Source organism: Sphingobium sp. (assembly GCA_035196065.1).
Lineage (GTDB): Bacteria > Pseudomonadota > Alphaproteobacteria > Sphingomonadales > Sphingomonadaceae > Sphingorhabdus_B > Sphingorhabdus_B rara.
In genome coordinates, this window is record CP136575.1 from 246,658 (window position 1) to 267,729 (window position 21,072).

The following is a 21,072-nucleotide window of genomic DNA, read 5'->3' on the forward strand; positions in this document are numbered from 1 at the left end:
CATCGTTAAGCCATTCATTTGGTCGGCGGAAATACTCCGTTCGCCGAAGGTTGAATCAGCTTTTCCGGCGGGGACGCGGATCACGCCATGTGAAACTCGATTGCGCGATCGGCATATTATAGCGGACATTGTCGAGTCGAACGGTCGTGCGGTTGTTTTTCGAATCGAGCGCAACCCAGCCATTCAGGGTCCAGCCGCCCGGCGCAGCTGCCTGCCGGATGAAAATCATGGTCATCGTGCCATATTCGGGGCGTTTGGGATCGCGCACCTGCACGCTGATCACATTGGGATTGTCGGTTGGCATCCGCTTGCCGAAACGGGAAAGGTCTTTGCCCGGGTCGAGCAGCGCGGCAAGCGGGCTGTTCCTGATCGGCCAGCGCTGAACTTGCTTCACCTCATAATCGACCATCGTCAGCGCCTTGCCATCGGCAACGATCAGCAGCGGTACACCTTTCTGATATTCGAAACGCACATGCCCTGGCCGCTTCAGCAACAATTTGCCTGTCACGCTCTGCCCGGTGCGATCGGTCTGGGTGAAGGTCGCGCTCATCGTCTGCACGGCCTGCATATGACCGACAACGGCGGACAGATCATTCGATTGCTGCGCAGGCGCGCTGGTAGCCAGCGCGACCGCAATCGGGGCGAGGAGGAAAGGAGAGTATCTGTTCATTCTGTTTGTCCTTGGCCGTTCGGGAGAGATTTAGGCAAGCGCTTTTGAACGGAGCGTTAATCCGCCTCGATTGGCTTTCCTCTCAATCAGCACCCGAAAGTCCGCAGGAAAATGGCCGCAGATTCGGCGTCCCTTCTCGCATCCGTCAAATCGGTTCGCCGTTGCGGTCTCTCAACACTTCGCGGCGGCCGATATGGTTGGGCGCGCTGATATAACCATCCTCTTCCATCCGGTCGATCAGCCGCGCCGCGCTGTTATAGCCGATGCGCAACTGGCGCTGGATCCAGCTTGTCGACGCCTTCTGGCTTTCGAAAACAATCTGGCATGCCTTGCGATAGGTGGCATCTTCGGGACTGTCATCGTCGCCCAGCCCATCAAGCGCAAAGCCGCCATCTTCGGGTTCTTCGGTAACCGACTGGATATAGTCGGGTGCACCCTGCGCCCGCCAATGATCAGCAACCTTGCGCACCTCGTCGTCGGAAACAAAAGGCCCATGGATACGGGTCAACCCCCGTCCACCAGCCATATAGAGCATATCACCCTTGCCGAGCAGCTGTTCGGCACCCTGTTCACCCAAGATAGTGCGGCTGTCGATCTTGCTGGTCACATGGAAACTGATCCGCGTCGGCAAATTCGCCTTGATCACGCCGGTGATGACATCGACCGACGGGCGCTGCGTTGCCATGATCAGATGGATGCCTGCCGCACGCGCCTTTTGCGCAAGCCGCTGGATCAGGAATTCAACCTCCTTGCCCGCAGTCATCATCAGATCGGCCAATTCGTCCACGACCACGACAATCTGGGGCAGCGGCTGATAATCATGCTGCTGTTCTTCATATTGGGGCAGACCGGTCATCGGATCATAGCCGACCTGCACCTTATGCCCTAATGGCTGGCCCTTCGCCTTGGCGGCCAGAATCTTTTCATTGAAACCCTGCAGGTTGCGTACGCCAACCGAAGACATCATTCGGTAGCGGTCTTCCATCTGCTCGACCGCCCATTTCAATGCGCGGATCGCCTTGGCCGGTTCCGTTACAACCGGTGCCAGCAAATGGGGAATATCATCATAGATGCTGAGTTCGAGCATCTTTGGATCGATCATGATCATCCGGCATTGATCGGGCGTCAACCTGTAGAGCAGCGACAGGATCATACAGTTAAGACCGACCGACTTACCCGACCCGGTGGTACCTGCGACCAACAAATGCGGCATAGGCTGCAAATCGGCGACAACCGGATCGCCAGAGATATTCTTGCCCAAAATGATCGGCAGTTGGCCTTTCTGGTCGGCAAAGGCCGAGGAAGCGATCATCTCCTGCAACACCACGGCCTCGCGGTTATGATTGGGCAGCTCGATGCCGATCACGGTGCGCCCCGGAACAGTCGACACGCGCGCAGAGAGCGCCGACATGTTGCGGGCAATATCTTCGGCCAACTGCACCACGCGCTGCGCGCGCACGCCTGGCGCGGGTTCCAGTTCGTACATGGTTACCACGGGGCCGGGGCGAACCGCGACGATTTCGCCCTGAACCTTGAAATCATCCAGTACCGATTCAAGCAGCCGTGCGTTGGATTCAAGCGCAGCCTTGTCGAGCTTGGGCGCGGTCGATGGCGGCGGTGCATCCAACAGATCGATTGAGGGCAACGCGAAGTTACCGAAAAAGTCGCCTTGCTTCGCACCTGATGCAAAGCTCGCCTTTTTGGGTGCCAACTGCCGTTCTGCAATTTCGGGCGCCCTGCGCGCTTCCTTTTCAACCGGCTTGCGCGGGACCGGATCGGCGACGAATTCCGGTTCGCGCCGAACATCGATTGCGTTCGCATCGGCAAGGGCCAATCCATCAGCGGACGCCCGGCTAGGCAATGAAATCGTCGGAATCGAGAACAGAGGACGGCTGAGTTCCAGCGAGCGGGTGATGAGCATCATCCCGCCGACCATCGACGCCGCGATCGCAATCCAGCGGAGCAGCTTGCTCCAATTATCGCCAGCCCGGTCGATCAGCGCGCTATAGCCATGATCGAGCAACAATGCCGGAAGACCGCCCCAGCCCGCCGGCAGGCCGATATCGCTGCCATGCTGCCAATGGGCGAGACCAAATCCGACCAGCAATATGCCGACCAGACACAAGATAAACTGCCGTTTCCAGCGCGGCTGGGGGACATCCCGCCACAAACGGCGTGCGACGACCAGCAGCAAGGGCAGCAACAGGATCGCCGGAAGACCGAAAAGGAACAAAGCTGCGTCGGCCATATAGGCACCGGCTTGTCCGAACCAATTGCTGTCGGCCCCCGCAGCCGTGCTGTTGAAGGCATTGTCACCCGGATCGTAGCTAAGGATGGAAATGGCGTAGAATAAAGCGAACAGCGCCAAAACACCGGCCCACAGAATCGCCCCGCTGCGCAAGAGCGACTGACGCATCATCTGCCGCCAGTTTGCCAGCGGTATCTTTGGAGAACGCGATGCCATTTTCAGTGTCGATGCCTTTTTCAGCCAGTTCGGCACCTTTTCGCGGAGCGCAGACTCGCCGTCAAGGCTTCGCCGTTTTTGCTGCCTTTTCAGCGAACCGATTCGGGCCTAAGCGACGTCCATGTCTAACACCCAAATCGCCGACATCATCATCATCGGCGGCGGCCTGAACGGCTTTGCCCAGGCGCTCGCCTTTGCCGCACATGGCGTGACATGCCATGTGATTGACCGTGCCGATCCCAAGACCATGCTGGCCCCCGATTTTGACGGTCGCGTTTCCGCAATTTCCAGTTCCAGCATGAAGTTGCTCTCGACCATCGGCCTTGGCGACGCGCTGGAGGGCAAGGGATGCCCGATCGAACAGATATGGGTAAGCGACCAGTTGAAACCCGGCGCGCTAGATTTCGTTCCCGAACAGGGCGACGGCTATCTGGGGGAGATGATCGAGAATCGGCTGATCCGCCAGTTGCTTTTCGATGCAGTAAAGGCCCGCCCGGAAATCCATCTGCACATGCCCGCTGAAATCACCGCAACCGAGGTGAGCGATGGCGGCGTGCGCGTGACGCTCGCCAATGGCACGCAACTCTCGGCATCCCTGCTGGTCGTTGCCGAAGGCCGGCGCAGCGCAACCCGCGATGGCGCAGGGATAAAGCTGACCGAGTGGGATTATGCCCATCAGGCCATGGTCACGGCGATCATTCACGAGCGTCCGCATAACAATATCGCCTATGAAATCTTCTATCCGACAGGGCCCTTCGCGATCCTGCCGATGCTGGATGACGAGGCGGGCCAGCATCGTTCGGCGATAGTCTGGTCGGTACCGCGCAAGGAGGCGCCGGTTTATGGCAAGCTGGGGCTGCGCGCGATGGCGCACGAAATTTCAAAGGCCATGGGCGGCTTGCTGGGCGACATCCGAATGAATGCCCCGGTTTCAGGCTATCCGCTCAGTTTTCAGCATGCCAATCGCATCACCGATACGCGGCTGGCGCTGATTGGCGACAGTGCACATGGGATGCACCCGATTGCTGGCCAGGGCCTTAATCTTGGCCTGCGCGATGTGGCGGCATTGGCGCAGGTCGTCGTCGAAGGCATGCGTCTGGGGCTTGATCCGGGCGATGCCCAGATCCTCGACCGCTATGCCCGCTGGCGCAGCCTCGACATCCAATCGGTGATGATGGCGACCGATACGTTGAACAAATTGTTCGGCGTTCCCGGCAAGACCGCATCCGCCGCCCGTCGCCTCGGGCTCGCGGCTGTGCAACGGATGAAGCCATTGAAGGATTTTTTCATGGCCGAAGCGCGCGGCGAATCGGGCGATCTTCCCAAATTGCTGCAAGGCATGCCCGTTTAATTGAACGAAGCGCGGGCAATAAAGCGCCGCGCTTCGCATTTATGAAACCGAAACAGCCTCAGTTGGCGGTCACCGGCACCAGCCTGATTTCGACGCGGCGGTTTTGGGCGCGGCCTTCTTCGGTGGTGTTAGATGCGCGCGGCTGGCTTTCGCCATAACCCCGCGTCGCGAGCCGGGCGCGTTGTACGCCGCGGCCGGTCAGATAATCGGCGACGGTCTGCGAACGCTGCTCGGAAAGCGTCTGGTTGAACGCGTCTGATCCAACCGAATCGGTATGACCAAGCACATCGACATAGGTTTTTTCATATTCGGTCAGCGTCGCACCGATCTTGTCGAGCGTGCCACGGAATTGGGGCGAAAGGTTCGAACTGCCAGAGGCGAAGGTCACTTCGGATGGCATGTCGAGGACAAGCTGATCGCCATCACGCACGACTTCGACGCCGCTACCCGCTGTCTGTTGGCGAAGCTTCTTTTCCTGCTGGTCCATATAATAGCCGACACCGGCCCCCGCGACCGCGCCAATGCCTGCGCCGAGAATCTTTTCAGTCCGGTCGCGCCGGCCGCCAATCAGGTCGCCCAACAGATAGCCGCCCAAGGCGCCACCTATCCCGCCAATCGCGGTTTTTGAAATGCTGCGTTCCCCGGTGTCGGGGTTAGTCGTGCACCCGGTGAGGGGCAGTGCGATGACGAGCAGCGCGGCGGCGATCTTGGTGTTCCGGTTCATGCCATAAACTCCTGTTCTACTTCTTGTCTTTATGCAGAACCAAGCTGAACGGAAAATGATCCAAAAGGTAAAATTATCCCCTGCCGCGATAGGGGGCCACGCCGGGATCGGGCACCCACAGCCCTTCGGGCGGCAAGCCGGATTGCCAGAAAACGTCAATGGGGATGCCGCCGCGCGGATACCAATAGCCGCCAATGCGCAGCCAACGTGGCTTCATTTCGTCAAACAAGCGCTGGCCGATGCCGACGGTGCAATCCTCGTGAAAGGCAGCATGGTTGCGGAACGAGCCGAGAAACAGCTTCAGCGACTTCGATTCGACGATGGTATCACCGGGGGCATAATCGATTACCAGATGCGCGAAATCGGGTTGGCCGGTTACCGGGCAAAGCGAGGTGAATTCAGGCACGGCAAACCGCGCCAGATAAAGAGTGCCCGGGCGCGGATTGGGGACATAATCCAATTCGGCTTCTTCGGGCGATGCGGGCAGCGCGCTTGTCTGCCCCAGAAATTTGGGATTGGGTGTTTGAGTCATGCAGCTCGTCTAGCGCCTTGCACGGCCCATGTCATTCCCACTTGGCCATTCACCCAAAGTTCAGCGGCGCGGGCGATGGCAGGCGCGTGATGACCAGCCATGCCCAGCGGATCTTCTTCCTCGCGTTGACGTCCATGGCTGGCGCATCGGCCCTACAGGCGCAGCAGACCGACGCCCCACCCATCAACCAGACGCCGCCCGAATTACGCGACTTCCGGCTCGATCCGCCAGCCCCTGCAGCGCAGGGGCCTGAACAGCGCCCGCCTTTGCCAAGCGAACGGCCTGCAACCGCACCGCCCACTGCACAGCCATCGGCGTCGCAACCTGAATCAAGCGAACCAGCAACAGGAACGGCGCGGCGTGAAACCGCAGGCCCCGCCCCTGCCAGCCGCGAAAGGGACATTGAAACCACGGCGAATCGCAACGCACGCGGCGCTCCGTCTGCAGACGACGGAGCATCCGGACCGCAAGACAGCGCAGCACCGACAGCGCCACCAGCTTCGGCGCCACCGCCACCGTCAGCCGAAACCTCGCCCTCGGCGACAGAAACCGACGCATGGTGGCCCTGGATCGTTGGCGGCCTTGCACTGCTTACAGCCTTGATCGCCATAGCTGTGATCGCGCGCCGCCAAAGCAGGTCTGCGCAACCTTCGTTATTTCCCAAAGCTGGGAGCAATACAGCGCCACTGACAGAACGCCCGCCCCGGCCTGCACCTGCACCGCCGCAACAACCTGCCCCTTGCTTGGCTCTCCTTTCGGCCAGCTTCACAGCCGAAAACGCACAGCTCAGTATTGCCAGCCTGACAGTGACGGGGACATTGAAGATTCGCAATGAGGGAAGCGCCCTGCTGACCGGTGCGCGGCTGCGCAGCCTGATGATCTCGGCTCAGGAAGGGCAGGAGGGCACAGCAGCGGCATTCCACAACGGCGACCTGCCCGGCGACGCCCAGCCATTGGGTGACCTTGCCCCCGGCGAACAGATCGACGCGCGGCTCGAATTCCGACTGCCGCGCAACGAACTCGCCTCCTTTCGCTGGAGCGAGCGCGAATTTGTCGCACCGATCCTGCTGATAAACCTGCGCGCCGACCGCGGAGGAGATGTGCAGGAAATCCGGCTATCGCAGCTAATCGGCCGCGCAGCTGAAGGTGACGCGGCGACAGAACGGCTGAAACCATTGGCCATCGATCGCGGCCCGCGACGCTATCCGGCGCTGGCGGCCAAAGCCATTTTTGCCTGAGTTCAGAGAAAAAAGGGCGCGGCGACTTCGGCAGGCACACGGCACAGCCGGCCGCTGGCGCGATCGATCATCGCCCATGTCGTATTTGCGCTAACGATCGTCTTTCCGGCGGCATTCACAAACTCGACCCGCCGGTCGAAAGTCGCACCGCGCGGCTGCTTCTCGATCCAGGTCTTTGCCGTGACACTTTCGCCCAGCGCAACATTACCGCGATAGTCGATCTCGTGTCGGGTCACGACCCAGATGTAAGCCTCCACATGGGCAGGATCGGCAACCGCCGCCCAATGCGCGGTCGCCATATCCTGTATCCACCGCACCCACACGGCATTGTTGACATGACCCAGCTCGTCAATGTCGGCGGGCGTGGGGGTGAAGATGCGGGTGAAGGGGGTCACTTTGTTGGTTCATTTCCATTGGCAGGATCATTTGTAATCGCCGCTAATATCCTTGGTTCGACCAAATCTGCGCGATCAATCCCGTATAGTCTGAGATATTCGGAACTGACCCACTGCCCTTGAACCAATTGGCTGCTGCTCGCCCAGTTGGCAAAGACGGCGATTTCATCGCCGGGATAACTAAATGCCAACGAGCCGTCGTTTGAGGACCCGCAACTCGTCATCCCGCCAACCTGTTGCCATGATGCGGAAAAATCTTGCGGTCCCTTTATCCAGCGGATTGGCCGGAGATAGGCTTGGTAACTTTCTCCGAACTTTGGGAAAACTGGCATTAGTACGGGCGGGGGTGGAACTGGAAGTTTACCAGCTTTGCGCTTTGGCTGTTTCGGTTCGGGTTGTGGATAGATTTTCCCATGCAGCTTTATTTTTTCCACCCGCGCTAGGAAAATGAGTGCATTATAATTCCACAGCTGTGATTGTTCGTCCAGCGCACGTTCGGCGGGTGTCTTTTTCTCATAAGCTATGCGCGCCGCTTCTCGGTCAGCATACCATTTCTCGGCTCGCGTCTGACAATCGGCTTCGCTCTCAGTTGCTTCGCATGATGGCGGCGCAGCAACGACACAGGCTGCAACCGGGCCGCCCGAGATGGTAATGAGCAGGGCTGCTAACCCTGCAGTACCTGCCGATAAGCGGCGCCGTTTTTTCACTCCGCCTTCCCTAACTGCCAAAGCAGGAACGCCGCCTCATCGGCATTTTCGCGCAGTCGTTCCCAGCGCCCGGATTTGCCGCCATGGCCTGCGCCCATATTGGTCTTGAGCAGCAGGATATTGTCGTCCGTCTTTGTCGCGCGCAGTCGTGCGACCATCTTTGCCGGTTCCCAATAAGTGACGCGCGGGTCGTTGAGGCCGGCAGTCCAGAGCATCGGCGGATAGGCCTGCGCCTTGATATTGTCATAAGGCGAATAGCTGCGGATATAATCGAACGCGGCCTTGTCGGTGATCGGATTGCCCCATTCGGGCCATTCGCCCGGGGTCAATGGCAGGCTTTCATCAAGCATGGTGTTAAGCACATCGACAAAGGCAACATGGCTGACAACCGCACCGAAGATTTCTGGGGCCTGGTTGATCACAGCACCCATCAGTTCACCGCCCGCTGAACCGCCGCTCGCGGTCAGCTTGCCCTTGCCGGTATAACCCATGTTGATGAGCGCATTTCCGGCATCGACAAAGTCGTTGAAGGTATTGGTGCGCTTCATCAGCTTGCCGTCGAGATACCATTGATATCCCAGATCATCGCCGCCGCGGATATGCGCGATGGCATAGGCAAAGCCGCGATCGACAAGGCTTAACCGGTTCGAACTGAAACCCGGCGGGGTCGCATAGCCATAAGCGCCATAAGCATAGAGATGGAGCGGCTGGCTGCCGTCCTTTTTGAAGCCCTTTTTGGTCAGGATCGACACCGGAACCTTGGTGCCATCGCGCGCGGTGATCATCACCCGCTCGGTCACATATTGGCTGGCATCATAGCCTGACGGGATTTCCTGTACCTTCAGCGTTTCCATGCGGCCATCAGCAAGATGATAGTCGAGCACCGCGTCGGGCGTGACCATCGATTCATAATCAAGCCGCAATTTCTGCACATCATATTCGGGATTGTCGCCAAGCCCCGCAACATAGCTTGCCTCTGGGAAGCGGATTGGCGTTGTGCGTTCGGGGTCATCATAATAGCGGATTTCGACCTGATCGAGCCCTTCCTCGCGGCCTTCAACGACATAAAAGTCTTTGAACAGGCTGAGGCCGGTAATGTAATAATCGTCCGCGCCGCCGATCAGCGTTTTCCACTCTCCGGGCTTTTTCAGGTCAGCCGTCGCTATGCGGAAATTGACATGGTCATCATTGGTCAGGACATAAATGACACCATCGCGCACATCGACGCTGTACTGTCGGCCTTCCTTGCGTGGTGAGACCAGGATCGGTTTTGCGGTCGGATCCTTGGCGGGAACCAGCCAGTTTTCACTGGTCACATTGTCGCCGGTGGCAATCACGATCCAATCTTCTTGCGCTGTCAAACCGGCGCCAACAATGAAGCCCAGCTGTTTTTCCTCAAAGATCAGCCGGTCCTCGATTTGCGGCGTGCCGATCTTGTGCAGCATCAGCTTGTCCACCCGCCAATTGTCATTGACCAGCCCGTAGACAAGCTGCGTGCCGTCGCTGGAAAAGACCAAATTGCCGAGCGTCCCTTCGATTGCGTCATCGCCCCAGCCGGCATAGGCACCGCACAATTGGTCTTTCAGTGCCTCGCCTGTCTCCAGACATTTGAATTTAACGCGATATCGTTCCGATCCGTCATCATCGAAGGAATAAGCCAGCAATTTGCCATCAGGGCTGATCTCCGCCGCGCCAAGGCGGAAATATTCCTTGCCCTTCGCAAGCTCATTCTCGTCGAGGATCAGTTGGTCCGCGCCGCCCTTCACCGGCTTGCGGTAATGCTTGCGATATTGCGCGCCCTCGTCAAATTTCGACCAATAGATCCAGTCGCCATCCTTTTGCGGGACCGACGAATCATCTTCCTTGATCCGGCCCTTCATCTCTTGGAAAATCGTCTCGGCCAGCGCCACTTGCGGCTTCATCTGCGCCTGATAATAGGCGTTTTCCGCTTCGAGATGGGCGAGGATTTCCTTATCGTCGATCACCGGATAGCTCTGGTCGCGCAGCCAGTGATATTCGTCGCTGATCGTCACGCCGTGCGCGGTGTATGCATGCGCGCGCTTTTCGGCAAATGGCGGCTTGACGGCGGTGTCGGTCTTTTCGGTCATGGTGTCTTTCTGGCTGTCGGCGGCGAGGATCGGAACCGCACTGATGCTGAGGGCAATCGAGGTGCCAAGTTTCAGGAGCAGTTTCATGTTGATGATGTCCTCTCTATATGGGGTGGACAATTAGATTCAGGAATCAACCATGTCCACCTATGAAGCCCGCCTTGCCGCCCTGCGCGAACAATTGAAGACCGATCGCCTCGACGGTTTCGTCGTCCCTATCTGCGACGAACATATGAGCGAATATGTCGGCGAATATGCGCAGCGGCTGGGTTGGCTCACCGGCTTTGGCGGATCGGCCGGAAGCGCAGTTGTGCTGAGCGAGGAAGCCGCGATCTTCACCGATGGACGATACACGCTGCAGGTGCGCGAGCAGGTTGATGGCAAGCACTGGGAATATGTCGGCGTTCCCGAAACCAGCATATCCGACTGGCTGCGGGCGCATGCGCCTGCAGGTGCGCGGATCGGCTATGATCCATGGGTGCACACCAAGGGCTGGGTGGAGAGCGCAACCAAGGCGTTGAAAGCCAAGGGTGCCGAGCTTGTGGCGGTTTCGCGCAACCCGATCGACGCTGTCTGGGGCGATCAGCCCGCGAAAAGCAATGCGCGGCTTGTGGTCCATGAAGACCGTTATGCCGGGCAAAGCAGCGCCGAAAAACGCGCACAGATTGCCGAATGGCTGGCTGCCAACAAACTCGACAGCACGGTGGTCGCCGCGCTCGATTCGGTAGCCTGGTTGCTGAATGTGCGCGGTGCGGACGTATCGCGCACGCCGGTAGCGCTCAGCTTTGTGCTCGCCCATGCCGATGGCACCGCTGACCTTTTTGTCGCACCTGAAAAGGTGAGTGACGAGGTGCGCGCCCATCTCGGCAATGCCGTCCGCCTGCGCACACCTGAAGAATTTGTTCCCGAACTGAAGGCGATGGCCGGCAAGCGGATTGCGGTCGATCCCGACCGTTCGGTCGCCGCCATCTTCGGCGCTCTGGGGGATGCTGGCGCCACGATTGTCGAGGCGCGCGACCCTACAATATTGCCCAAGGCGCAGAAGAACCCGATCGAACAGGCCGGTCATCGTGCGGCGCAGGCACGTGATGGTGCGGCGCTCAGCAATTTTCTCCACTGGATGCACGAAACCGCGCATCAGGGCGGGCTCACCGAACTTTCGGTGGCGGCAAAGCTGCAGGATTTCCGGGCCGCGACCGGCCAGCTCAAGGATTTGAGCTTCGACACCATCTCTGCCACCGGCCCCAATGGCGCGCATTGCCATTATAAGGTGGATGAAACGAGCAACCGGGCGATCGAGCCAAACAGCATCTATCTGGTCGACAGCGGCGGGCAATATCTTGACGGCACCACCGACGTGACGCGCACCATCTGGGTTGGCCCTGGCGAACCAACGGCTGAGATGAAGGACCGCTTCACCCGCGTGCTCAAGGGCCATATCGCCTTGGCGCTGGCCGTGTTTCCCGAAGGCACACGCGGCGCGCAACTCGACACGATGGCGCGCGCCTCATTATGGCAGGCGGGCCTTGATTATGCACATGGCACCGGCCACGGCGTCGGCAGCTTCCTCGCGGTGCATGAAGGCCCGCAGCGGATCGCAAAATTCACCGGCAGCCAGCCCGGAACCGACGAGCCCTTGCTTCCCGGCATGATCCTCTCGAACGAGCCCGGCTATTACAAGGCAGGCGAATATGGCATCCGTATTGAAAATCTCGTGCTGGTCGAGGAACGCAGCATCGCGGGCGCGGAAGGCCGCTATTTCGGCTTTGAAAACCTGACCTGGGCCCCGATTGACAAGACGCTGGTCGACACCAGCCTCCTTAACCGGGACGAACTGCGCTGGTGGGATGAATATCACGCCCGCGTGCTCGAAATTGTCGGGCCGCAACTGGAGGGCGATGCGCTTGCTTGGGTGACGGAGGCATGTGCGCCTTTGGGGCGGGGGTAAACCCCGCCTTATCCCCACAAGATTGACAAACCCCGACCACAAACTAGCCTCGTCCGAACAGGAGAGGCCAATAAATGCAAATAACCCCATCCGGCCAAGCATGCGGTGCGAGTGTGAGCGGTGTTGACCTGCGCCAGCCTTTGTCCGCCGATCTGGTCGGCGCGATCCGCGCGGCGTGGTTGGAGCATCATGTTCTCGCTTTTCCCCATCAGGATCTGACCGACGACGATCTCGAACGCTTCACGCTGGCTTTTGGCGGCTTTGGCGATGATCCCTTCATTGCGCCGATCCCGGGGCGCAAACATGTGATTGCGGTTGAGCGGCTGGCGGATGAGACCTCGCCGCTGTTCGCCGAAAACTGGCACAGCGACTGGAGTTTTCAGGCGCGGCCGCCTGCGGGCACTTGCCTGTATGGCATCAAGATCCCGCCCCTTGGCGGCGACACGCTGTTTGCTAACCAGCATGCGGCGCTTGATGCGATGCCCGATGCGCTGCGTGCGCGGGTCGAGGGGCGGATGGCGATCCATTCGGCGAAGCGAGCCTATGCCCCCGATGGCTTTTATGGCGAAGGCGATAAGGCAAAGCGTTCGATGGACATTCGTCCGTCAAAGGATGCCGAGGCGACCCAGCTTCACCCCTATATCCGCGCGCATCCCGAAACCGGGCGGCTGGGGCTGTTCAGCTGTTTCGGCTATATCATCGGTTTTGACGGCATGGACGATGCAGAGGCGCTGCCGCTCCTCATCGAGCTCTACCAGTTTCAGGGGCAGGAAGCCTTCGTATATCGCCACAAATGGCAGCCGGGGATGCTGCTGATGTGGGACAATCGCTCAGTCCTCCACGCCGCGACCGGCGGCTATGACGGCCACCACCGGTTGCTGCACCGCACGACCATCGCAGCGGCGTGAGGCCGGAGCAGGTGCTGCTTTAATCCCCCTACCCAAAGCGCCGCCGCGCGTTATACCGGTTGCAAAGAAAAACCGATAGCGAGGAGCGCCCGATGCCTGAGACCCCGAACCAGACCCTTTCCGAATATGTACCGCCCAAGGTCTGGGAGTGGAACAAGGAGAATGGCGGGCGTTTTGCCAATATCAATCGGCCGATCGCGGGCGCGACGCATGACAAGGAATTGCCGGTCGGCAAGCATCCGCTGCAATTGTATTCGCTAGGCACGCCCAATGGCGTGAAGGTGACGGTGCTGCTCGAGGAACTGCTGGCGGCGGGCCATGCCGGTGCCGAATATGACGCCTGGCTGATCAATATCGGCAGCGGTGACCAATTCGGTTCGGGCTTTGTCGACGCGAACCCCAATTCGAAGATCCCCGCGCTGGTCGACCGGTCTGGCCCTGTGCCGCAGCGCGTGTTCGAATCGGGCGCGATCCTGCTCTATCTCGCCGAGAAGTTCGGGGCCTTTCTGCCAACCGACCCAGCCAAGCGGGCCGAGGCGCTGAGCTGGCTTTTCTGGCAGATGGGCAGCGCGCCCTATCTGGGCGGCGGCTTCGGCCATTTCTATGCCTATGCGCCGTTCAAGATCGAATATTGCGTCGATCGCTTTGCCATGGAGGTGAAGCGGCAAATGGACGTTCTCGACCGCAACCTTGCAGACCGCGAATATATGGCCGGCGACGAATATTCGATCGCCGATATATCAATCTGGCCTTGGTATGGCGCGCTGGCCATGGGGCTGATCTATGAGGCGGGCGAATTCCTTGACGTTGCAAGCTACAAAAATGTGCAGCGCTGGACCAAGCAGATCGCCGCGCGCCCCGCTGCGCAGCGAGGACGGATGGTCAACCGCGTGATGGGCGATCCAGCCACTTGCCTGCCCGAACGCCATGATGCCGGTGATTTCGAAACGCGCACGCTGGAAAAGATGGTTGCGGCAGGGGAATGGCCGAAGGCAGGTTAGCATCGCTTGCCGGCCCGTCCCCCGTTCGACAAGAAGCAGCCAAATTGACACCATCTGATTGTTCGCATAATGTTCTCTTTCCATTGAAGGAGGCGAGTCGATGATCGGATATGTGACACTCGGGACCAATGACCTTGCGCGCGCGGCAACGTTTTACGACGCCATTGCCGCAGAACTTGGCACGAAGCGGATGATGGAGTTTGATGGCTTCATCGCCTGGGGCAGCCTTGAAGGCGAAGCTGCCGGCATCGGCCTGACCAAGCCGTTTGACGGCAATCCCGCGACGGTCGGCAATGGCGTGATGGTCGCGCTGGAGGCAAAGGACAAAGATCAGGTCCACCGGCTTTACGAGATCGCGCTCGCCAATGGCGGCACCTGCGACGGCCCGCCCGGACCGCGCGGCGATGAAGGATTTTATGCAGGCTATTTCCGCGATCCGGATGGCAACAAGCTGAACGCTTTCATAATGGGGTGAATCGGCATCCGGTCGGCAGTCAATCCGGCCAGGACTGGTAAAATCTGTATAGCTCGCCTAAGGGCGAGCCATGCATTTCCTTGATCAGGCGAAAATCTACATCCGTTCCGGCGCCGGCGGCCCGGGCGCCGTCAGCTTTCGCCGCGAAAAATATGTTGAATATGGTGGCCCCGATGGCGGCAATGGTGGGCGCGGTGGTGACATCGTGTTTGAAGCTGTTGCCGGCCTCAACACCTTGATCGATTTCCGTTACACCCAGCATTTCAAGGCCCCGCGCGGCGGCGGCGGCGCCGGACGTGATCGTTATGGCGCAGGCGGCGAAGATCTGGTGATCAAAGTGCCTGTCGGCACGCAGATCCTTGCTGACGATGACGAGCGCACTTTGCTCGCCGATCTGACCAAGGTTGGCCAGCGCATCACCTTCCTTGAGGGCGGATTGGGCGGCCGCGGAAATGCCAGCTATAAAACCAGCACCAACCGCGCCCCGCGCCAGCACCAACCGGGTGAGGATGGTCAGGAATTGTGGGTCTGGCTGCGGCTGAAACTGCTTGCTGATGCGGGGCTGGTCGGCCTGCCCAATGCCGGCAAATCGACCTTCATCAATCAGGTGACGAACACCAAGGCAAAGGTCGGGGCCTATGCCTTCACCACTTTGCGTCCGCAATTGGGTGTTGTCAGCCATAAGGGCCGCGAATTTGTGCTGGCGGACATTCCCGGATTGATTGCCGGCGCTGCCGAAGGGGCGGGCGTGGGCGACCGATTCCTCGGTCACATCGAACGATGCCAGATATTGATCCACCTGATCGATGCCACTGGCGACGACCCTGTGGAGGCATGGCATACGGTATGCGAAGAGCTCGAAGCCTATGGCGCGGGCCTTGTAGACAAGCCGCAAATCGTCGCGCTCAACAAGGGCGACCTGCTCGACGACGAACTTATGGCCGATATCTCCGCCCAACTTGAAGCGGCAGGCGCGCAAGCGGTGATCGCAATTTCGGGCGCGACGGGCCAAGGCGTCGACAAGGTGCTCGACCGGGTGATCGCTGCACTGCCCGACAAGAGCAGCGTCGAGACGTCTAGCGGCGACAATGAGGAAGGCGAATGGTCGCCCATCTGACCCCCACGCTCTGCCCGCTCCTGATCGTCAAGGTCGGCTCCTCGCTGCTGGTAGAGGGGGATGGCACAGTCCGCCGTGAATGGCTGCAGACACTGGTCGCTGACATCGCCGCACGACATAGGGCCGGCCAGAAAATTGCCATTGTTAGTTCGGGCGCAATCGCACTGGGCGCACGCCGGCTGGGCTTTGAAAAAGGCGGCCGGGCAAGCCTTGCCGATGCGCAAGCCTCCGCCTCGGTCGGCCAGATCCTGCTTTCGGGGCTTTGGGCTGAATTGCTGGCGGCAGAGGGGATGACCGCCGCCCAGATTCTGGTGACGCTGGACGATCTCGAGGATCGCCGCCGTTATCTCAACATCACCGCAACGCTCGACCGGCTGCTGGGTGCAGGCGCGATTCCGGTGATCAATGAAAATGATAGCGTTGCGACCGCCGAAATCCGCTTTGGCGACAATGACCGGTTGGCCGCGCGCGTGGCGCAGGCGGCAGGCGCGCAGGGCGTGGTGCTTCTATCTGACGTGGACGGGCTTTATGATCGTGACCCGCGCGATCCAGAGGCGCAGCTTGTATCCGAAGTCGCCACCATCGACGGCAAAATCCGTCTGATGGTAACGGGGGGATCATCATCGGGAATGGGATCGGGCGGCATGGCATCAAAAATCGATGCCGCCGACATTGCGACCCGCGCCGGAATCGGCCTTTCCATCGCATCGGGCCTGCGCCCACATCCGCTTTCCGCGCTCGATAATGGCGCACCATCGACATGGTTCGCCCCCCGGCCAGGCGGCAGCGCGCGCAAGGGATGGATTGGCGGCAGGCTGTCGGTGAAAGGGCAGATCATCATCGATGCAGGGGCAGCAAAGGCATTGCGCAGCGGTGCCAGCCTGCTTCCCGCGGGGGCCGTTTCGGTCAGCGGTGAATTCCGTCGCGGCGATGTCGTCGATATAGTCAGCAAGGACAGCGAAACGCTGGCGCGCGGGCTGTCCGAATATGATGCCGATGACGCCAAGCTGATCTGCGGGCGGCAATCGGCAGAGCTTGAAACGCTGCTCGGTGCGGTTCCGCGCACCGTGCTGGTCCACCGCGACCAGATGGTCCTGCTTTGAGCGGCAAAACCGTTGCATTGACCGGGGCGACCGGTTTTGTCGGCAAGGCAGTGCTTGCCCGGCTGGTCGAAGCCGGATGGCAGGTACGCGCCCTCACCCGCCGCGCGCAACAATCGCAGCCTGGGGTTAGTTGGATCGACGGCGCGCTCGACAGGCCAGAAACGCTGATTTCCCTGTGCGAAGGCGCGGATGCGGCGCTGCATGTCGCAGGTGTTGTCAACGCGCCCGATCCCGCCGGGTTTGAGGCAGGGAATGTCACCGGAACGGCAAATATGCTCGCCGCTGCCAAGGACTGCGGGGTCAGCCGTTTTGTCCATGTCTCCTCGCTTGCCGCGCGTGAACCGCAGCTTTCCGTCTATGGCGCGAGCAAGGCCAAGGCGGAAAAACTGGTCGGCACCAGCCTTCTGGACTGGACGATCCTGCGCCCGCCCGGGGTTTATGGCCCCGGCGACACCGAGGTCCTCGAAATGTTCAAAATGGCGAAGAACGGTTTCTGCCTTCTGCCGCCTGCTGGGCGCAGTTCATGGATCCATGTCGACGATCTGGCCCGGTTGCTGGTCGCCTTGCTCCCCGTCCATGAAGACGCCACAGCGCGCCTGTTCGAAGCCGATGACGGCGAAGCCGGTGGATGGGACCATGCACGATTTGGACGCGCGATCGGTTGGGCACTGGGCAAAAGGATCGTCACATTTTCCGCCCCCCGCCCGCTTTTGAACATCGCTGCATGGGGCGACCGGTTGGTGCGCCGGGAAAATGCAAAGCTGACGCCTGATCGTGCCAGCTATATGTGTCATCCGGATTGGGTGATCGACCGCAGCGCCGCACCGCCCGCATCGCTCTGGACCGCTGAAATCGGCACCATGGAAGGGCTCAAGCAAACTGCACGTTGGTATAAAGCAGAAGGCTGGCTATAGGCTTGACCGAAAATTCGCCCTTTTGCCGCCTTATTCCGCTGGCAATGGCGCAACAGATTATAGTTAGGGACAAGATATGACCGACCGCAACGAGATGTTCGACAAGCTCAAGGAGTTGATCGGGCCATTCAACAAAAAAGGCGTCGAACTGAACGAGGCAACAACTTTTGCCGGCGATCTCGAATGGGACAGCCTGACCGTGATGGATTTCGTTGCCGAGGTCGAAGATATGTTCGACATCGTGATCACGATGAATATGCAAGCCGAAATCGAAAATGTCGGCCAGTTGGTCGATGCAGTCATCAAGCTGACAGACTGACAGACATGACCGACCTGTTTTCCAAATTCGATGCGCTGATCGAACAGCGCCGCACGCTGCTCGACACCGGCGTCACCGACCCCTTCAACCTCGTCATGGAAAAGGTATTGTCGCCGACCGTCGCCATCTGCAACGGACGCGAAACCATCCTCTTGGGCACCTATAATTATATGGGCATGACCTTTGACGATGATGTCATCGCCGCGGGCAAGCAGGCCTTTGACGATTTCGGTGCGGGCACCACGGGAAGCCGCGTCCTGAACGGCACCTTTTTCCACCATCGTGACGTCGAAGCCGCGCTGCGCGAATTTTACGCGATGGACCATGCCATGGTCTTTTCGACCGGATATCAGGCCAATCTGGGTATCATTTCGACGATTGCCGGCAAGGGCGACTATATCATCCTTGATATCGACAGCCATGCGTCAATCTATGACGGCTGCGCCATGGGCAATGCCGAAATCGTGCCTTTCCGCCACAATGATATCGAGGCGCTGGAAAAGCGGCTGAAGCGTTTGCCGGCAGAGGCGGGCAAGTTGGTCGTCCTTGAAGGCGTCTATTCGATGATGGGCGATGTCGCGCCGCTGAAGGAAATGGTCCGCATCGCCAAGGAAAATGGCGCGATGGTGCTGGTCGACGAGGCCCATTCAATGGGCTTTATCGGCGAAAATGGCCGCGGTGTTGCCGAGGAGCAGGGCTGCATCGACGATGTCGACTTCATCATCGGCACCTTCAGCAAATCGGTCGGCACGGTCGGCGGCTTCTGCGTATCAAACCATCCCAAGTTCGAAATCATGCGCCTTGTGTGCCGCCCTTATGTGTTCACCGCGGCGCTGCCGCCAAGCGTGATGGCATCGAGCGCGGCGAGCATTCGCAAACTGATGCACAATGGTAACAAGCGCGCGCACCTTTGGGAAAACTCCAAGACCCTGCACAAGGGATTGCGCGATCTTGGTTTCCAATTGGGTACTGAAAGCCCGCAAAGCGCGATCATCGCGGTGATCATGCCCGATCTGGAAAAGGGCGCAATGATGTGGGAGGCACTGTTGCAGCAGGGCCTTTACGTCAACCTTGCGCGTCCGCCGGCAACACCCGCCGGGATGACATTGCTGCGCTGCTCGCTATGTGCCGAACATACGAGTGAACAGGTGCAGGATATTCTCGGCCGGTTCGAACGCGCAGGCAAGGCGATCGGGATTATCTGATCCTGAGTTAACGCACCGCGCCCTTGGCGAGCAATTTGGGCACCAAAACCAGCGCCGCCACCAGCGGCCATTTGCGCTGCCAGGGCTTGATCTCGATCTGGGTGCCGGCGTGCCGGTTGATCTTCCAGGCGAGATAATCGATCCCGCCGGCATAGGTGAACGCCGCCTTGGCTAGCCGGGCGACCGAAAGAAGCTTGCCTTCCAGCCGCCGGCGACCCCAAAGCCCTGCTTGCGCCCCTTCAGGGGTTGCGGCCATGGCTGCCGTGCTGAAGCGCTGATAACGGGCCGTGTCTGCTTCCACCACCGAGTTTGACCGGCTCTTTCGTTCCGCCCGCAATTCGACCGAATAGGTCAGTGCAAAGGCCCGCCGCCACCAGTCGAGCGGCGCTTCTCCATCGATGGATCCTGCAGCGGCAAGCAACGTCGGCGCCGCGCGCGCGACAGCGGCAACGGCACGACCCTGCGCGGCGTCATCTGCCGTCCATACCAGCCGCGCCGGTTGCGCAAAGCGTGCCCAGACAGACACATTGCGGGTTTCGGGGCCATTCAGCCGGTGAAAATCCGCCTCGCTGAGAACCGCATATTTGGCGATTAATCCGCGATGTTCGAACGGAAAAACATTGGGCGGGATCAACCTGTTGGCACGGGCCAGCCAGCCATGGCCATAGGCCGCATCATAATCCGAAACGATCAGGTAGAAATCGAGCATCAGCCCTTCGAGCTGACTTTCGCGCAGGCAGCTGCCGTAAAACAGCACCGACCGCGCAGCATTCGGATAACGCGCCGCAATGGCAACGGCCATTTCCGTCACGCGCGGATCGGCCGGAATTGCCAATTCTTCGGCAACAAGCTGTTCAATCGGGGACATGGATTGTCTTTAGCGCCGATGGGGAGAGAGCGCGAGGGCGTCAGGCCGCGAGTTTCAGGAAAGGTACCGGCGGCGTCGAGCGGAGCACGATCGGACGTTCATTATCGGCTTCGAACACTTCGCCATCAAGTATGACATTGCTGCGCCCGCCATCGATGCGGATCACATCGCCATTGCTGATATGGATGCCTTCCATCCTCGACTTGCCGAGCCGACCCATGAGCGAGGCCATGACCATGCGCAGCAACACCCAAGGTTTGTGATCGACCGCCATCATTTTCAGACGACCGTCGCCCTGGCTGCGCACCCTGCCGCCGAGCAGGAGTTTTTCAAGCGTGGTCACGATCAGCACCGAAAACCGGCCTTTGAGTTCGCCATCACGGATCAGCGAAATGCGGATCGCCTCTGACCGACGCGGCAGGAAATTCGCTGTCAGCCCGAAAAACACCGAAATGATGGCAACAATTGCGGCAATAAGATGGCTAACCCCATTGGGTAGCCCCAGCGGATAGATCTTGTCGCGACAATAGAGAATCGTCTCTGCCAGATAGGCCCCGCCGAGGAACATGCCGATCACCGGGCGGCTATTTTCGCCACTTTCCGAAAGGGCAATAAGCTCCCGCGCGACGACATGATTGCGCAGATCGCCTTTGGCGAGTTCCAATATCTCGGCAAGCGCATCAAGCGGATCGCCGGTTGCGCCAAGATCAAGCGCGATAAGATTGGTCTTGCCATTCGGCAACACCGCGACAGGCGGCGGCGTACCTTCAAAATGGCCGCCATGATAGAGTTCGGTAAGCGCTGCCTGAACCGTGCCATCGCCGCCATTGATCACCAGAACCTTGGGCGACACCCGCGCAATCATTTCGAGCGCGCGGGCGATCTGGGCGACTTCCTCGACCTCATAGTGAAAAACGTCGGAATGCGTTGCGCAAAAGCTCCGCACCTGCGGCAACAGGCTTTTGTTGCCGGTCGAATGCGGATTTGAAAGAAGCGCGACGAGTGCCAATTGCCCCCCTATTGCG

The 21,072-nt window shown here is 59.7% G+C and carries 21 protein-coding genes; 11 read left to right on the top strand and 10 right to left on the bottom strand.

Annotation, left to right across the window (positions count from 1 at the left end):
• Nucleotides 1-55: 55 nt before the first annotated feature.
• Both RSE16_01235 and RSE16_01240 read right to left on the bottom strand, forming a co-directional pair.
• Nucleotides 56-670: an outer membrane lipoprotein carrier protein LolA gene (locus RSE16_01235; protein WRH76122.1), complete on the bottom strand. Its 615-nt coding sequence runs from the start codon at nt 668-670 to the stop codon at nt 56-58.
• Between the two features lie 145 nt (nt 671-815).
• Nucleotides 816-3,134 (bottom strand): DNA translocase FtsK 4TM domain-containing protein, encoded by a 2,319-nt coding sequence (locus RSE16_01240; GenBank protein WRH76123.1) that lies wholly within the window; start codon nt 3,132-3,134, stop codon nt 816-818.
• A gap of 121 nt (nt 3,135-3,255) precedes the next feature.
• Here RSE16_01240 and RSE16_01245 point away from each other — a divergent pair, with 121 nt between their 5' ends.
• The gene (locus RSE16_01245; GenBank protein WRH76124.1) at nt 3,256-4,485 is read left to right on the top strand and encodes an FAD-dependent monooxygenase; all 1,230 of its coding nucleotides are present in this window, start codon (nt 3,256-3,258) and stop codon (nt 4,483-4,485) included.
• A gap of 58 nt (nt 4,486-4,543) precedes the next feature.
• Here RSE16_01245 and RSE16_01250 read toward each other — a convergent pair whose 3' ends face one another.
• From RSE16_01250 to RSE16_01260, 3 genes are all read right to left on the bottom strand, one after another.
• On the bottom strand, nt 4,544-5,209 hold the full coding sequence (locus tag RSE16_01250) for an OmpA family protein (GenBank protein ID WRH76125.1): 666 nt from the start codon (nt 5,207-5,209) through the stop codon (nt 4,544-4,546).
• Between the two features lie 73 nt (nt 5,210-5,282).
• Entirely contained in the window at nt 5,283-5,741 is a 459-nt protein-coding gene (queF, locus tag RSE16_01255; GenBank protein ID WRH76126.1) for a preQ(1) synthase, read from the bottom strand.
• 49 nt (nt 5,742-5,790) lie between these two features.
• Nucleotides 5,791-6,405 (bottom strand): hypothetical protein, encoded by a 615-nt coding sequence (locus RSE16_01260; GenBank protein ID WRH76127.1) that lies wholly within the window; start codon nt 6,403-6,405, stop codon nt 5,791-5,793.
• Between the two features lie 79 nt (nt 6,406-6,484).
• Here RSE16_01260 and RSE16_01265 point away from each other — a divergent pair, with 79 nt between their 5' ends.
• Nucleotides 6,485-6,979, top strand: coding sequence for a hypothetical protein (locus tag RSE16_01265; protein WRH76128.1), 495 nt, complete (start codon nt 6,485-6,487; stop codon nt 6,977-6,979).
• A gap of 2 nt (nt 6,980-6,981) precedes the next feature.
• On the opposite strand, the gene RSE16_01270 is transcribed toward RSE16_01265, so the two are convergent.
• The 3 genes from RSE16_01270 to RSE16_01280 are packed head-to-tail and all read right to left on the bottom strand — an operon-like array spanning nt 6,982 to nt 10,276.
• Entirely contained in the window at nt 6,982-7,374 is a 393-nt protein-coding gene (locus RSE16_01270) for an acyl-CoA thioesterase (GenBank protein ID WRH76129.1), read from the bottom strand.
• On the bottom strand, nt 7,371-8,081 hold the full coding sequence (locus tag RSE16_01275; GenBank protein ID WRH76130.1) for a hypothetical protein: 711 nt from the start codon (nt 8,079-8,081) through the stop codon (nt 7,371-7,373). The genes RSE16_01270 and RSE16_01275 overlap by 4 nt, the downstream gene beginning before the upstream one ends.
• A complete protein-coding gene (locus RSE16_01280) occupies nt 8,078-10,276 on the bottom strand; it encodes a S9 family peptidase (GenBank protein ID WRH76131.1) in 2,199 nt (732 codons plus the stop codon). The genes RSE16_01275 and RSE16_01280 overlap by 4 nt, the downstream gene beginning before the upstream one ends.
• Before the next feature lie 52 nt (nt 10,277-10,328).
• Between RSE16_01280 and RSE16_01285 the strand changes: the two genes are divergently transcribed.
• The 9 genes from RSE16_01285 (at nt 10,329) to RSE16_01325 (ending at nt 19,179) form a co-directional block, all read left to right on the top strand.
• Complete coding sequence (locus RSE16_01285) at nt 10,329-12,137, top strand: aminopeptidase P family protein (protein WRH76132.1); 1,809 nt, start codon at nt 10,329-10,331, stop codon at nt 12,135-12,137.
• Between the two features lie 74 nt (nt 12,138-12,211).
• The gene (locus RSE16_01290; protein ID WRH76133.1) at nt 12,212-13,045 is read left to right on the top strand and encodes a TauD/TfdA family dioxygenase; all 834 of its coding nucleotides are present in this window, start codon (nt 12,212-12,214) and stop codon (nt 13,043-13,045) included.
• A gap of 92 nt (nt 13,046-13,137) precedes the next feature.
• Nucleotides 13,138-14,046 (top strand): glutathione-dependent disulfide-bond oxidoreductase, encoded by a 909-nt coding sequence (gene yghU, locus RSE16_01295; protein WRH76134.1) that lies wholly within the window; start codon nt 13,138-13,140, stop codon nt 14,044-14,046.
• Between the two features lie 100 nt (nt 14,047-14,146).
• A complete protein-coding gene (locus tag RSE16_01300; GenBank protein WRH76135.1) occupies nt 14,147-14,521 on the top strand; it encodes a VOC family protein in 375 nt (124 codons plus the stop codon).
• 70 nt (nt 14,522-14,591) lie between these two features.
• Complete coding sequence (obgE, locus tag RSE16_01305; GenBank protein WRH76136.1) at nt 14,592-15,638, top strand: GTPase ObgE; 1,047 nt, start codon at nt 14,592-14,594, stop codon at nt 15,636-15,638.
• Nucleotides 15,623-16,741, top strand: coding sequence for a glutamate 5-kinase (gene proB / locus RSE16_01310; GenBank protein ID WRH76137.1), 1,119 nt, complete (start codon nt 15,623-15,625; stop codon nt 16,739-16,741). Before obgE ends, proB begins: the two co-directional genes overlap by 16 nt.
• Nucleotides 16,738-17,655, top strand: a complete 918-nt coding sequence (locus tag RSE16_01315) for an NAD(P)-dependent oxidoreductase (protein WRH76138.1) — start codon at nt 16,738-16,740, stop codon at nt 17,653-17,655. The genes proB and RSE16_01315 overlap by 4 nt, the downstream gene beginning before the upstream one ends.
• A gap of 76 nt (nt 17,656-17,731) precedes the next feature.
• Entirely contained in the window at nt 17,732-17,974 is a 243-nt protein-coding gene (locus tag RSE16_01320) for an acyl carrier protein (protein WRH76139.1), read from the top strand.
• A 5-nt stretch (nt 17,975-17,979) separates the two neighbouring features.
• Nucleotides 17,980-19,179 carry an aminotransferase class I/II-fold pyridoxal phosphate-dependent enzyme gene (locus RSE16_01325; protein WRH76140.1) on the top strand — a complete coding sequence of 400 codons (1,200 nt, stop codon included), beginning with the start codon at nt 17,980-17,982 and terminating at the stop codon, nt 19,177-19,179.
• A 7-nt stretch (nt 19,180-19,186) separates the two neighbouring features.
• On the opposite strand, the gene RSE16_01330 is transcribed toward RSE16_01325, so the two are convergent.
• Both RSE16_01330 and RSE16_01335 read right to left on the bottom strand, forming a co-directional pair.
• Entirely contained in the window at nt 19,187-20,047 is an 861-nt protein-coding gene (locus tag RSE16_01330; protein WRH76141.1) for a hypothetical protein, read from the bottom strand.
• A gap of 40 nt (nt 20,048-20,087) precedes the next feature.
• Nucleotides 20,088-21,056, bottom strand: a complete 969-nt coding sequence (locus tag RSE16_01335; protein WRH76142.1) for an acylglycerol kinase family protein — start codon at nt 21,054-21,056, stop codon at nt 20,088-20,090.
• Between the last annotated feature and the right edge of the window lie 16 nt (nt 21,057-21,072).